The 14,227-nt window shown below is 43.6% G+C and carries 11 protein-coding genes and 1 pseudogene; 9 read left to right on the top strand and 3 right to left on the bottom strand.

Annotation, left to right across the window (positions count from 1 at the left end; all coding sequences use genetic code 11):
- Nucleotides 1-162 precede the first annotated feature (162 nt).
- From sufB to MAE_RS10045, 5 genes are all read left to right on the top strand, one after another.
- The gene (gene sufB, locus MAE_RS10065) at nucleotides 163-1,605 is read left to right on the top strand and encodes a Fe-S cluster assembly protein SufB (RefSeq protein WP_002783201.1); all 1,443 of its coding nucleotides are present in this window, start codon (nucleotides 163-165) and stop codon (nucleotides 1,603-1,605) included.
- 197 nt (nucleotides 1,606-1,802) lie between these two features.
- Complete coding sequence (sufC, locus tag MAE_RS10060; protein ID WP_002778368.1) at nucleotides 1,803-2,573, top strand: Fe-S cluster assembly ATPase SufC; 771 nt, start codon at nucleotides 1,803-1,805, stop codon at nucleotides 2,571-2,573.
- A 193-nt stretch (nucleotides 2,574-2,766) separates the two neighbouring features.
- Entirely contained in the window at nucleotides 2,767-4,092 is a 1,326-nt protein-coding gene (gene sufD, locus MAE_RS10055; protein WP_002796788.1) for a Fe-S cluster assembly protein SufD, read from the top strand.
- 55 nt (nucleotides 4,093-4,147) lie between these two features.
- Nucleotides 4,148-5,410 carry a SufS family cysteine desulfurase gene (locus tag MAE_RS10050; protein WP_002796790.1) on the top strand — a complete coding sequence of 421 codons (1,263 nt, stop codon included), beginning with the start codon at nucleotides 4,148-4,150 and terminating at the stop codon, nucleotides 5,408-5,410.
- 34 nt (nucleotides 5,411-5,444) lie between these two features.
- On the top strand, nucleotides 5,445-6,950 hold the full coding sequence (locus MAE_RS10045) for an RluA family pseudouridine synthase (protein ID WP_012265478.1): 1,506 nt from the start codon (nucleotides 5,445-5,447) through the stop codon (nucleotides 6,948-6,950).
- Between the two features lie 67 nt (nucleotides 6,951-7,017).
- On the opposite strand, the gene MAE_RS10040 is transcribed toward MAE_RS10045, so the two are convergent.
- Complete coding sequence (locus MAE_RS10040) at nucleotides 7,018-7,203, bottom strand: hypothetical protein (RefSeq protein ID WP_231859760.1); 186 nt, start codon at nucleotides 7,201-7,203, stop codon at nucleotides 7,018-7,020.
- Between MAE_RS10040 and MAE_RS31975 the strand changes: the two are divergent.
- Nucleotides 7,150-7,284: pseudogene (locus MAE_RS31975) on the top strand (IS630 family transposase); the annotation flags it as partial. The gene MAE_RS10040 and the pseudogene MAE_RS31975 overlap by 54 nt on opposite strands.
- A gap of 157 nt (nucleotides 7,285-7,441) precedes the next feature.
- Here MAE_RS31975 and MAE_RS10035 read toward each other — a convergent pair.
- Nucleotides 7,442-8,314, bottom strand: a complete 873-nt coding sequence (locus MAE_RS10035; RefSeq protein WP_012265476.1) for an FkbM family methyltransferase — start codon at nucleotides 8,312-8,314, stop codon at nucleotides 7,442-7,444.
- Nucleotides 8,315-9,308: 994 nt separating this feature from the next.
- Here MAE_RS10035 and MAE_RS10025 point away from each other — a divergent pair.
- Entirely contained in the window at nucleotides 9,309-9,734 is a 426-nt protein-coding gene (locus tag MAE_RS10025) for a DUF29 domain-containing protein (protein WP_012265473.1), read from the top strand.
- A gap of 185 nt (nucleotides 9,735-9,919) precedes the next feature.
- Here MAE_RS10025 and MAE_RS10020 read toward each other — a convergent pair whose 3' ends face one another.
- The gene (locus MAE_RS10020; protein WP_125730126.1) at nucleotides 9,920-11,347 is read right to left on the bottom strand and encodes a calcium-binding protein; all 1,428 of its coding nucleotides are present in this window, start codon (nucleotides 11,345-11,347) and stop codon (nucleotides 9,920-9,922) included.
- A 544-nt stretch (nucleotides 11,348-11,891) separates the two neighbouring features.
- Between MAE_RS10020 and MAE_RS10015 the strand changes: the two genes are divergently transcribed.
- Both MAE_RS10015 and MAE_RS10010 read left to right on the top strand, forming a co-directional pair.
- On the top strand, nucleotides 11,892-13,691 hold the full coding sequence (locus MAE_RS10015; protein ID WP_012265470.1) for an acyl-CoA dehydrogenase family protein: 1,800 nt from the start codon (nucleotides 11,892-11,894) through the stop codon (nucleotides 13,689-13,691).
- A complete protein-coding gene (locus MAE_RS10010) occupies nucleotides 13,669-14,031 on the top strand; it encodes an acyl carrier protein (RefSeq protein WP_012265469.1) in 363 nt (120 codons plus the stop codon). Before MAE_RS10015 ends, MAE_RS10010 begins: the two co-directional genes overlap by 23 nt.
- Nucleotides 14,032-14,227: the final 196 nt, after the last annotated feature.

The following is a 14,227-nucleotide window of genomic DNA, read 5'->3' as shown; positions in this document are numbered from 1 at the left end:
CTACAGAGTAACCTGAATAACAGAGGTTTACCAGCATCCTCTGAAATTTTCCGTGACTTTGACAACAGCTTTGTTGTTAATCTATTATATAATCAATTTAAACAACTTTATTGTTGTTTAACTGCCTCCCCTGCCTACCGCGTAGAGAGAACACTAACCCCCATGAGTGCAACCACCGTTAAAAATCTCGTTAACCAACCCTACAAGTACGGTTTCATCACCGATATCGAATCGGAAACCATCCCCCGCGGTTTAAATGAGGAGATTATTCGCCTAATTTCAGCGAAAAAGAAGGAACCGGAATTCATGCTCGATTTTCGTCTCCGGGCCTACCATCAATGGCAAAAGATGACCGAACCCAGTTGGCCGCACGTTTCCTATCCTGCCATTGATTATCAAAATATTATCTACTACTCTGCACCCAAACAGAAAAAAGAAAAACTCAACAGTCTGGAAGAAGTTGACCCCACTTTAATCGAAACCTTTGAAAAATTAGGCATTCCCCTTTCGGAACAAAAACGCCTGTCTAACGTGGCCGTCGATGCTATCTTTGACAGCGTTTCTATCGCCACAACTTTTAAAGAAAAACTAGCAGAACAGGGGGTTATCTTCTGTTCTATTTCGGAAGCTTTACAGGAACATCCCGACTTAGTGCAGAAATATCTCGGCAGTGTAGTCCCCGTGGGTGATAATTATTTTGCCGCTCTTAATTCGGCCGTTTTTAGCGATGGTTCCTTTGTTTTTATACCCAAAGGTGTCGTCTGTCCGATGGAATTGTCCACCTATTTTCGGATTAATAACGGTGAGACGGGACAATTTGAAAGAACTTTAATTGTCGCTGAGGAAGGGGCATCGGTAAGTTATTTAGAAGGTTGCACTGCTCCGATGTACGATAGTAATCAACTTCATGCCGCCGTCGTGGAATTAGTCGCCCTCGATAATGCGGATATTAAATATTCGACGGTACAAAATTGGTACGCTGGCGATGCCAATGGGAAGGGAGGTATTTACAATTTCGTCACTAAACGGGGTCTGTGTAAAGGAGTTAATTCTAAGATTTCTTGGACGCAGGTGGAAACTGGTTCGGCAATTACTTGGAAGTATCCCAGTTGTGTCTTAGTCGGCGATAATTCCGTCGGGGAATTCTACTCAATTGCCCTAACTAATAACAAACAACAGGCCGATACAGGTACGAAAATGATTCACATTGGCCGCAACACCAAGAGTACGATTATTTCTAAGGGAATTTCTGCGGGTAACTCCCAAAATAGTTATCGCGGTTTAGTGAAAATGGGACCGAAAGCCAAGGGAGCAAGAAATTACTCCCAGTGTGATTCTATGCTGATTGGAGATAATGCTGAAGCTAACACCTTTCCCTATATTCAGGTGGATAACAACAGTGCTAAAGTAGAACACGAAGCTTCTACTTCTAAAATCGGTGAAGACCAATTATTCTACTTCGCACAACGGGGTATTTCCGAAGAAGATGCTGTCTCTATGTTAGTCAGTGGTTTCTGTAAGGATGTCCTCAGTAAATTACCGATGGAATTCGCCGCTGAAGCTGATAAACTCCTCAGTCTCAAGCTAGAAGGAACCGTCGGATAATCAGTAAAGTAGTAAAGTAGGGTGGGTTAGGCGATAGCCGTAACCCACCAAAAGCTAAGTTAGGCGATAGCCGTAACCCACCAAAAGCTAAGTTAGGCGATAGCCGTAACCCACCAAAAGCTAAGACAATTTATCCATCAATTGATGATTCGCCGTCAACCACCAAAACTAATATTTTTGTTCTAGAAAAACATCTCATGAGTGAAGTAATTTTATCGGTAAAAAATCTAACCGCTAGTATTGATGGAAATCAGATTCTTAAAGGAGTTAACCTCGAAATTAAAGCAGGTGAAACCCACGCAATTATGGGGCGCAATGGCTCAGGAAAAAGCACCTTTTCAAAAGTAATCGCTGGACATCCCGATTATGAAGTAACTGGGGGAGAAATAATTTATAAAGGCGAAAACCTTTTAGACAAAGAACCCGATGAACGAGCGCTTATGGGTATCTTTCTCGCATTCCAATATCCCCTAGAAATCCCCGGCGTTAGTAACCTCGATTTTCTTCGCGTTGCCTACAATGCCCGACAAAAATATCTAGGCTCGGAAGAATTAGATAGTTTTGACTTTGAGGAATTAGTCGAGAAAAAACTAGAAGTTGTCCAGATGAATCCTAGCTTTCTTGGCAGAAGTTTAAACGAAGGTTTCTCCGGTGGTGAGAAAAAACGTAATGAAATCCTACAAATGGCTTTATTAGAACCTACTTTAGGAATTCTCGATGAAATTGACTCCGGTTTAGACATCGATGCTTTGCGAATTGTTGCCCAGGGAGTCAATCACTTAGCTACTCCCGATAACGCTTTTTTACTTATCACCCACTATCAGCGTCTGCTCAACTACATTGAACCCGATGTTATTCATGTTATGTACGATGGGCGCATTGTCACCAGTGGCGGTAAAGAATTAGCTCTCGAATTAGAAAGAACTGGCTACGATTTCCTCGACGAACAATTATTAGCCGTTAAGTAATCTAGCTATCAGTTATCAGTAGTCTGGGGAGTCAGGAGTCAGGAGGCAGGAGTCAGGAGATTATTTTTACTTATTCTCCCCACACCCCACACCCTACACCCCACACCCCACACCCTACACCCCACACCCCACACCCTACACCCCACACCCCACACCCTACACCCCACACCCTACACCCCACACCCTCCTACCAATGACAGCCATAATCACGAAACCTGAACAATCAGGAGAATTATTGTTAAAATTGTCGCGAGAAACGGTTCCCACTGTCGATAACAGTAAAATTCTCGAATTAAGAGAATCGGGAGCCAGTAAAGCTCACGAATTAGCCATCCCTGGCAGAAAAGACGAAGAATGGCAATTCACCGATTTAAGTCAACTCTGGGCGATCGATTTTCGCGCTCCCCAAACCGTTACAATCGATAAAAATGCCCTCGCTACCTTTTTGCTGCCCGAAGCCAAAAACAGCCGTATAGTCTTCGTTAACGGCATTTATCAGCCTGAATTGTCCGATATCTCCGCTTTACCCCCTGGTGTCAGCGTCAGCAATCTTGCCAATGCACAAAAAGATGTTCTTGTCAACTATCTAGGGAAAGAAAAAACCCCCGAATTTTTTACCGCACTCAACCAAGCTGGACTAAGCGATGGGGCAGTAATTCACGTCACCGCTAACACCGTCGTCACAACTCCCATACATCTCTTATTTATCACCGTTGTGGAGGAAATTCCCCGCTTTTATCAGCCCCATAGCCTAATCGTGGCGGAAACGGGAGCCAGTGTCAATATTATTGAGAACTACGGGGCTTTAGCCGAATATTGCTCCGATTTACCTGTAAATTACTCTTATTTCACCAACGCTGTCACGGAAATTTACCTCGAAGCCAACGCCGAGGTCATCCATACCAGAGTACAACGGGAATCGGGAGATGGTTTTCACATCGGACGCACGATAATTGAACAAGGGCGCGATAGCCGTTACACTCTCAACGAGATAAATCTAGGAGCTAAACTCTGCCGTCATAACCTCGATATCCTGCAAAAAGGAGAACAAACCGAGACAAATCTGCACGGATTAGCCATGATTACTGGACAACAAACCACCGATACCCACAGCGCCATCTATCTCAACCATCCCCACGGCATCGCCAACCAACTGCATAAATGTATAGTTGATGGTAGCGCTCACGCTATCTTTAATGGTAAAGTGTTTGTTCCCAAACCCGCCCAATTAACCAACGCCTCCCAGTTAAATCGGAATTTGTTAATTTCTAACAAGGCACGAGTCAACACCAAACCCGAATTACAAATTACCGCCGATAACGTCAAATGTTCCCACGGGGCAACCGTTAGCCAACTGGAAGCCGATGATTTATTCTATCTGCAAAGCCGGGGCTTAAGCACCGACACCGCCCGCAGTTTGTTAATTGATGCTTTCTCGGCCGAGATTTTAGCTAAAATTCCTCTAGAATCCCTCCGCCAAAGATTGGGGCAATGCGTCGCCTGTCGCAGTGTGGAATAACTCTACCGGGGTGGGTGTCAACCTGCCCAAAGTACCCCTCTGACTCCTGACTAAAATGACAATTATCCAAGAAAAAACCCTCGCCCAAAAAGTCCGCGCCGATTTCCCTATCCTCCATCAAACCGTACACGATAAACCCCTTATCTATCTCGATAGTGCCGCCACTTCCCAAAAACCCATTCAAGTATTAGAAACCCTGCGAAACTATTACGAAAAAGATAACGCTAATGTGCATCGGGGGGCGCATACTTTAAGTGTCCGGGCAACGGAAGCCTACGAAGGGGCCAGAGATAAGGTGGCTAGGTTTATTAATGCCGCTTCTCGTCAGGAAATTGTCTATACTCGCAACGCCACGGAAGCGATTAATTTAGTCGCCTACAGTTGGGCATTAAATACCCTGAAAGCAGGGGATGAAATTATTCTCTCGGTCATGGAACACCACAGTAATTTAATCCCCTGGCAAATTGTCTGCCAAAAGACGGGGGCAGTGATTAAATATGTGCAGTTAACCAGCGACGAAAGCTTTGATTTAGAACAATATAAATCTTTGTTATCTGACAAAACTAAATTAGTTGCTGTCCTTCATGTTTCTAATACATTAGGCTGTATTAATCCCGTTGCCGAAATAGTCAGCCTTGCCCATCAAGTCGGGGCGAAAGTATTAATTGATGCCTGTCAAAGTGTCCCCCATTTAGCCATTGATGTGCAGGCCATAGATTGTGATTGGTTGGTGGCTAGTGGTCATAAAATGTGCGCCCCCACCGGTATTGGATTTTTGTACGGCAAAGAGGCGATTTTAGAGGCAATGCCGCCCTTTTTTGGTGGTGGCGAAATGATTGCGGAAGTCTATTTAGACCATTTTACCTGTGCCGAACTGCCCCACAAATTTGAAGCTGGAACCCCCGCTATTGGCGAAGCGATTGCCCTCGGTGCTGCGGTAGAATATTTAAGGGGTTTAGGGATGGATAATATTCATGCCTACGAAGAAGAATTAACCGCCCATTTGTTCAAAAAATTAGGAGAAATTGAGGGTTTAAGAATTTACGGGCCGCCACCTAGTTTAACAGGCCAAGGTCGGGCTAGTTTAGCCGCCTTTAATGTGGAAGGGATTCATGCTAGTGATTTAGCCACTTTATTAGACCAGGAAGGAATCGCTATTCGCTCCGGTCATCACTGTACCCAACCTCTACACCGCTTTTTTGATGCTTCCGGCAGCGCGCGGGCAAGTCTATATTTTTATAATACCCGAGAAGAAATCGATCGCTTTATTGTCGCTTTACAGGAAACTATTGATTTCTTTGCCAATTGTTTTTCTTAGGGGTATCTCTGGCCCCTTTTCCTGTTCTTAAATAGTGAAGGAAGTTACTTATTATTATCAAGGAATTTGTCGCGAAACGGGCGAGTTATTGCGCTTGCCCCGCACTCTTTTGGCTGAAAAAATTGCCCAAGATTTGATGACAACTATCACCAATCCTGAAGGTAAAATGTATGGAATTTTGTTAGGAGAAAATGCTGCTGGCGAAATAGAAATTTTAAAAGCTTTTTCTGGACAGGGAGAAGCTGCTGGCTGGGTTCCGTCCCTAGTGGGGAGAGAAAAAATTATTCGGGAGGAAGAGCGAGTTTTACAACTTTTAGAAACAATTAAACAGGAAATTATTGACCTACAATCAATTCCCGAACATAATTTATATCGACTCAATCAAGCAAATTTTGAGCGTAAAATACAAGCTTTACAGCAACAACATCAAAACCATAAACAGGAACGAGATAGGTTAAGAAATTTAGGAGATTTAAACCCAGAAGAATTAGAAAAATTAAATAATATCAGTCGTCAGGAAAAAAGAGAAAGAAAGCAATTAAAACAGGAACAAAAACAAGTTTTAAAACCCTTAATTGAGAAAATAAACTTCGCCAATCAGAGAATTATTGAACTTAAGCAACAGCGTAGGAACCTCTCCAAACAGTTACAGGAATTGCTGTATCAATCCTACTGTTTAAACAACTTTTCTGGACAATCTCTCTCCTTGGCTAAATTGATGGGCAGTAATTTGTTACCGACGGGAACAGGGGAATGTTGCGCCCCGAAATTATTAAATTATGCCGCCATGAAAGGATTAAAACCTGTCGCCATGGCCGAATTTTGGTGGGGAGAATCGAATCGAGATAGAAAACAGGGAGAATTTTATGGCGCTTGTCAAGAAAGATGTCAACCTCTCATGGGTTTTTTACTCTCTGGTTTACGTTTATCTCTAGAAATTATCTACGAAGACGAGGGAATAATTGCTATTAATAAACCCGCGGGATTATTATCGGTAGCAGGACGTTATCAAGATAGTCAAGATGCTGTGGTCAATCGTTTTCGTCGTCAGGGAAAAAATCTCATTCCCGTTCATCGTTTAGACCGAGAAACTTCTGGTATATTATTACTAGCTAAAAGTTTAGATATTTATCGTTGTTTATCCCAACAATTTCAACGGCGAGAAGTGGAGAAAATCTACGAAGCTATATTATCAGAAATTATTGAGCGAGAATCAGGCATAATTGACCTACCTCTCTGGGGAAATCCGCAAAATCGACCCTATCAAACTGTGGACTGGCAAAGGGGGAAAGCTAGTCAAACCTATTTTAAAGTTGTCGGTAAAGAAGGCAATTATTCTCGGCTAGAATTTATTCCCTACACGGGAAGAACCCATCAAATTCGTGTTCATAGTCAACAGGGATTAGGGATAGGAATTTTAGGCGATCGCTTGTACAATGGTAAGCAGTCCGACCGTTTACACCTACACGCTAAACAATTATCTTTTCGTCATCCTCAGACCGAAAATAAACTTGATCTCATCATTCCCACCCCCTTTTGAGAGCTATAATTGCTAACAGCCAAAAATTAGCTATAGTAACCCGAACTGGGGTTAAATAGGGACAGAATCAGGGTTCCCGAGGATACTTTATCTCGGCTGATTTCTGAGAGCCTTGTAAATCAAGACTAAAGATATAGTTGCACACGGGTAACGTCGCTTTACGGTAAACTTTTTCAGCTTGTCCGAGCGGGATTCCTAGTTCGATATCTTCAACAGTGCCATCGTTGGGATTCTCTGTCTGAATGATTCCCATCGGAAACATAAAAAAGAACTTGATTCCTTGCTCACTCTACCATTTCAGAAGTTTAATAAATCTCAGATTATGACCTTCTAAAGTATAGCTTGTAATCACTTGCTCGAATGAATGAGCATGGTGCGTTCCCAAAAATCTATCGGTGTGGCAGTAGGAGCCACATCAGGGAACGCACTCTACAGCGATGGCGTACTGCTATGCAGTGCCTTCGGCATCGCACTACTAGGAATAAGCAGTGTTAGACATCTTTTAGCTCTTCAAACCTTGACAAGAGCCGATTAGGAACTAAGAAAATCATTTTAATATGAGAGTTGGTCGGTTTTGTTTCAATCTTGATGAATTTTGGTTGTAAATTAGCTCCATCCTCATCCTTAGGTTTGACGAAAGCAAAACAGGTAAATTCAATAGATTTAATAAATTCAAGGAGCTTCTTTGTTGGATAAATTTCCGACAAGACCAAAGGTTGATCTCGAATTAGAAGATTTTTGCCACCCATTAGTATATCGAAGTCTGCTCCTTCAGCATCTGTTTTGATACAGGAAACACTTAGTAACGGATAATCAGACATCAATTTGTCTAAAGTATTTACCTTGACTGTCACCTTGTTCTCTTGGGGACTATGCCTGACCAGCGAATTTAGTTCAGGCATTGAGTTTAAATTAAGATCCATGGTGCCAGGCTCGGAAAAAAGTGCTTCTTCTAGAACATGACAATTTTGAAACTGGGAAAGATTTCTCTTTAAGTGTTCAACCATTCTCGGATCGGGTTCAAAGGCATAAACCTGATTGGATAAAGGAGCAGCCAGTAAACTGTAATAACCAATATTAGCTCCAACATCAATAAAGTCTTTATTAATATCTAAGAACCGATGAAGGATAATTTCAGATCCCCAATCCAACTTGCTTCCCTTGAGGAAAATTTCCGTTCCGAATCGACTATCGTACGGCAGCATCATTTCTACATTATTAAATAGAACCATTTTCTGGTTGAGCTTGGTTATTTTATAAAATGCTCGTACTACATAGCGGTATAGGAAATCCCAGCCGCCAATCTCTCGAACCAATCCAAGAAAATAACTGAACTTATGCAAATAAGTAGTTTCTTTAAACATATACTCTCACTTCAAGTTAGCCATGGAGGCATCTAAATATTAATTATAGCGCTCTCTGCGGTCGAGCCACCCCCTCTGTCCTAATATCCCACCCCCATCGGTCTCACACCCCCTCAATAAAACCTAATACCGCACTGTGTTGAAAATGAGTATCGGCAGTCAGTGCGTCAGAGATTCCTCGATCCTGCATTACAACCAATGATATACAGTCCACTAAACCCCATTCTTAAACAAATCGAATGCTAATTTGTCAAGGCTATTGGTTAATAAAACAACTTCGATGCTTGGATCAGTTTCGAGAGCTTCTAAAAGCTCGATTGCCGCTGCCCTGAATTGGCTCTTCTCGTTTCTGTGTGGGAGTAAGAAGAATAGGGATAATTGGCTCTTCTGGTTTCTGTGTGGAAACGAGGTCTATACTGATAGAATATCCGCAAAATAGTCCTAAAAGTCTTGCCCAGTAAGCATTTCACGATTCCATAAGCAAAAATTATCACACAAAGTCGAGAAGAGCCGATAATTTTCCAGAAATATAGTCTTCAAAGCCTTGCCTAGCAAGACTCCTACGAATGATAAGCACTGATTATCACACCAAGTCGAGAAGAGCCCTGAATTTTTGCTTAGAAAGCGCATTACCTATTTCTAACAAGATCACCTTGGGACTAAATGGGTTCTATTAGTCTCAATTTGATTGGCAAGTTTAACAGCCTGTAGATGATTTTGATCGGTGACAGAAGACAAGGTGATCGCAAAATATGTATCTAAAAAAACTTCATTCATTATTCAAAAAAGGTTTCCCCATAAAAGTATCGGTAAATTTTTTCTGACCAATCAGGCTCACCCTGTAATTTTAAAAAATGGCCAGTTTTAAGAGAGGTCTATTGACTGAATGATGGAATGTAATATTTCAATAACCAGCATTTTCTTGGTGCTTGAGCTATACAATGAGATCTATATTTTGATAGGATAAAAAAAGATTAGTATAGAGGTAAAATTAATGGCTGAAACCCTATATGAGAAAGACTATGTAGCTTGGCTGCAAGACCAGGCAGAAAAACTGCGATCGCCTGATCGCAATACTTTAGATTGGCAAACTTTAGCCGAGGAATTAGAGGAAATGGTTGATGAACGCAAATACAAAGCAGAAAGCTTTCTTATTCAACTCCTCAGTCACCTGCTACTTTACGCCTACTGGAAGCATCCTTACTACCTACCCCACTGGACAGACGAGATAGATAATTTCAGATTGGAATTGAGCTTGCTGTTTCGCTCTAAGGTAATCTACAATCATGCCTTAGAACGGTTTGGTTATTGTTATCAAAAAGCTCTGGGAAAAGCGAGCCGCAAAAGTGGATTAACTTTACCAGTTGACTGTCCTTGGACAATTGAGAAAATTCTTGATGAAGATTGGTTCCCTGGTTAAAAACTGGAGCTTGCAATCCAACTTACATCCATACAACAATAGGGTGGGCAATACCCACCTTACTTCAGTTGCTCAACAACTAATAGCTGGTATTCCAAAATCTGGTTGAAAAAGAAATTGAGTCATGCGAGGAAGTTTCGGCTCCATCCATGACTCAATTTTGATATATAGCGTTTCTAGGTTCACTAAATAAGAACTACGTCAAGAGAAACCGCAAAACCAGCTGGAAGGTTTGCTATCTTGGCAAACTCGGTCCCCAAAAATGAAAGTGATCCAGTCCCTGCGTTGTAACTGATCTGACTCAGAGAAGTGGCTCCAAAACCCGATTTGCTAACTTCAATTTTGTCTCCTTCTGGCCGGGAAAAGTCTTGGATAGTATCAACTTTCTCGGAGAGGAAATTGAAGCGGAACTTATCGGCACCAGCATCACCAGTCAGGGTGTCATTGCCAGCGCCGCCAATCAGGGTGTCATTGCCAGCACCGCCATTGATGCTGTCGTTGCCAGCACCGCCATTGATGCTGTCGTTGCCAGCACCGCCATTGATGCTGTCGTTGCCAGCACCGCCATTGAGGATATTGTTGTCGCTGTTGCCCGTGATCGTGTCGGCAAAGCTGCTGCCGATGACGTTTTCAAACTGGCTCACCTGGAAGGTCAAGGGCAGCGGCGCAGCCGTGCCGTTCACCGTCACCACGCCGGTGGCGAGGTTGGTCACCCTTCCCGTGGCGAGAGCCACGCTGGCGCCGCTGTGATCCACCGTGTCGCCCAGCAGGCTGCTGCCCACAATGGATTCCACGGCAATCAAGGTGTCGGTACCCAGCGCTCCCTTGTTCAACACCCCGAAGGCACCCAAAGTGACGACATTGCTCAGAGCGCTGTAGTTGGCCGTATCGAAGCCGGCACCACCATTAATCGTGTCGTTGCCAGCGGTGCCGAAGAACGTGTTGGCCGAGGCGTTGCCCGTGAGGATGTTGTTTTTGCTATTGCCAGTAGCGTTGATATTGCCAAACCCCGTCAGGGTCAAGTTCTCAATCCCATATCCTTGGTTACCAAATGTCCCCGGTGCTAGAGAATAACTGACTGAGGCCAATACCGTATCAGCCGTCCCACCCGGGGCATCATCGAAGACCTCCTTGACGATATCGCCCACATTGTCCACGAAGTAGGTGTCGTTGCCATCACCACCATCCATCGAGTCAACACCAACACCACCATCGAGGGTGTCGTTGCCAAGGCCACCATTGATGGTATCGTTGCCAAGGCCACCATTGAGGACATTGTTGCGGATGTTGCCCGTGAGGATGTTGTTTTTGCTATTGCCAGTAGCGTTGATATTGCCAAACCCCGTCAGGGTCAAGTTCTCAATCCCATATCCTTGGTTACCAAATGTCCCCGGTGCTAGAGAATAACTGACTGAGGCCAATACCGTATCAGCCGTCCCACCCGGGGCATCATCGAAGACCTCCTTGACGATATCGCCCACATTGTCCACGAAGTAGGTGTCGTTGCCATCACCACCATCCATAGTGTCGGCACCCAGGCCACCATTGATGGTGTCGTTGTCAAAGGTACCAAACAGTATGTCGTTGCCATTAGTTCCTGTAATTATGGCCATAAATTTAACCCTCCTTCACAATTACATCCCACATTCCGCACCCTAGTCGTTGAAATCAAAAGTTGCTCTAGCCCTTGTATAGTAAGACTTTTAGCGATTACTAAGAATTATGAAGTGTCACACTCTAGTCAGCGATCGCCAGCTTAATGAGAGTTGATCTCAATAATTTGGTATCAGAGCTATCAGATTTTTAGGGCTAATTGTGCATCTGCTGGGCAAACAAATTAGCCTGTAATTCAGAGCCGGCAATCGTTTTGACGATTTAGATAAAATTTTCAATGTGACACTTTAGGGTGCGGAATGTGGGTTACATAATTTACACCCTGTGCAACTGTATTTTTAGTCTTGATTGCCAAGGCTTTCAGAAATCGGCAGAGATAAAGTATCCTCTGGAACCCTGATTCTGTCGTTTTTAGTTGCACATTGCGTAATTGTTGCCATCTTACAGCCAAACGTCTAGAATGGTCATTAATTTTTGTGCATGGTCGGGTCTTCTAACCGAAGGCATTGACGAAAAACACATTGTATCTGTCCTAGAGGCACTATGAAAAAGCTTAAGCAATACTGGACTGCTGAAGCACTGGAAAAAGACTTAGGCGATCCTCTCAATCCCGATAACCCTCTATCCTACAAGCGGGTGATCGAAATTGACGAGAGCGAAGAATTTCCCCACGAGGAAATTCGCTGGTTATACGACTGGAAACTCCAACACTACTACATTCCCACGGATTGCGGCGGTGAGTTCACCTCTTTTGAGGAATTTGTCGCTTTTGTGCGGGTACTTTCCCGACGGGATCAAACTATCGGCATCGCTTTTACTACCCTATTCTGGTCGTTTTTAAACTGGATGGCGGGAACCCCGGAACAGAAACAGAAGCTCGCCCGTTTTATCATGGATGACTATGGGGCGATGTGTCTGGGTTACTCGGAAAAGGAACACGGCAGCGATCTGATCAATGGTGATCTGACCGCGACGAAGGTGGAAGGAGGTTATATTCTCAATGGTGAGAAATGGCCGATTAACCGGGCGACTATCTCTGGAGTTTCCTTTATTTTGGCGAAAACCGATGCTAACGGCGGGCCAAAGTGTTTAACCCTATTTATGGTAGATAAACGGCAATTAGACCCCGAAAAATACTATAATTTGCCGAAAATATACACCCATGGCGTGCGCGCCTCGGATATGAGTGGCATTGGTTTTAAGGATTGTTTCGTCCCCGATTCCATGCGTTTACGGGAGGAGGGAGACGGTTTAGAATTAGCCCTGAAAGGTTTCCAGATTACCCGAATGTTGTGCGCCGCTTTTTCCCACGGGGCAGCCGATACCGCTTTAAGAACTACCCTCGGTTTTGCCGTTAATCGGGTAATTTATAACAAAACTGTGATGGATTTGCCCCAACCCCGGCGCACTCTCGTGGATGCTTTCCTTGACATCCTTATTTGTGATTGCGAGACGATTCCGGCCGCGAGAGGTTTTCATATTATCCCCGAACAGTTTAGCGTCTGGGCTTCGGTGGTAAAATATTTTGTCACCGTCCGTCTGGAGGAGATGGTTAATAGTGTTTATGTGGTCTTGGGATCGCGTTTTTATATGCGAGAAGAACACGAATTCGGCATCTTCCAGAAGCTACTGCGGGATAATTCGATTATCAGTATGTTTGACGGCAGTTCGATCGTCAATCTTCATGCTTTAATCCTACAATTGCGTCCTTTAACTAAATATCGGGCTAAACGCAACTCGCGCACCATGTCGGCGTTAAAAACCCGTTTAGAGGCGATTTTTAGCCTAGAAAAGTCAGTTCCTCCCTTTGAACCCAATAATTTAGAATTATTTGGCCGGGGAATGGATGATTCCCTACAGGGTTTAGAGATTGCCCTTGATATGCTGGAAGGATTGAAAGATTCTCAGGAGGTGGACCCGGAAGTATTAGAAAATCTGTTGATGTTGGGTAATTTAGTTTTAGAGGAACTAAATGCTCACGATGAACAGATTAGTCAATCGAAATTCGAGTATGGTCACGACCAATCACCCGAATTGTTCGAGATTGCCAAGAAATACTGTACTTTACACGCCGCTTCCGCTTGTTTACACACTTGGCTTTATAATCGTTCCATCTTGGGTGAATTTTTTGCCCGGGGGGAATGGTTGGTGTTGAGTTTACACCGATTACTGCGAACTCTCCGGCCGCTGCCTTACACTCTATCTGAGGTGTATGTAGAAAATGTTGCCCAAGAATTGCTGAAATTATATCGAGAAAATCAACATTTTTCGATCGTGCCTTTTCAATTAGCCCATTCACAAACTACCGAGGAAAAAACCCATGAACTCCAACTCCAATCTTAATAATCTCGTACAAAATTGGTTAGTTAAACAGTTAGCCGATCAGTTATCTTTGGATGCAAAAACGATTAATGTGACTGAACCTTTAACCCGTTATGGTTTAGATTCGATCGATGCGGTAACGATGGTCGGTGATCTAGAAGATTGGGTCGGTCAAGAGTTACCTTCTACCCTTTTCTGGGATTATTCTACTATTGAAAAAGCGTCTCTTTTCCTAGTAGAAAACTACGATCTTTCTAATCTTTCCGGTGAGGAAACCCCCGCAGAAGTTGCTCCCATCGCTGAAAAAGCTGAACCGGCCGTTAGTGGTGGCAAAGGTTGGAGTTTATTCGGTCGTCGTTAATTATCAGTGATCAGTGATCAGTTATCAGTTATCAGCTTCTGAAGGCAAGAGGCAACAGGCAATAGGCAAAAGACAGAATCTGACAATTCTCCTACCTAAAAAGAAGGTTAGAAACTAAGCACATCAAAGCTTTTAGCTTAACCAATTAGGTCTTAGTTTCTGGAGAGTTATCAGTTACTCGGTTATCAGTTACGGC

The organism is Microcystis aeruginosa NIES-843, assembly GCF_000010625.1.
GTDB lineage: Bacteria > Cyanobacteriota > Cyanobacteriia > Cyanobacteriales > Microcystaceae > Microcystis > Microcystis aeruginosa.
Note: the sequence above shows the minus strand (reverse complement) of the source record. Positions and strands in the feature narration are given on the sequence as shown.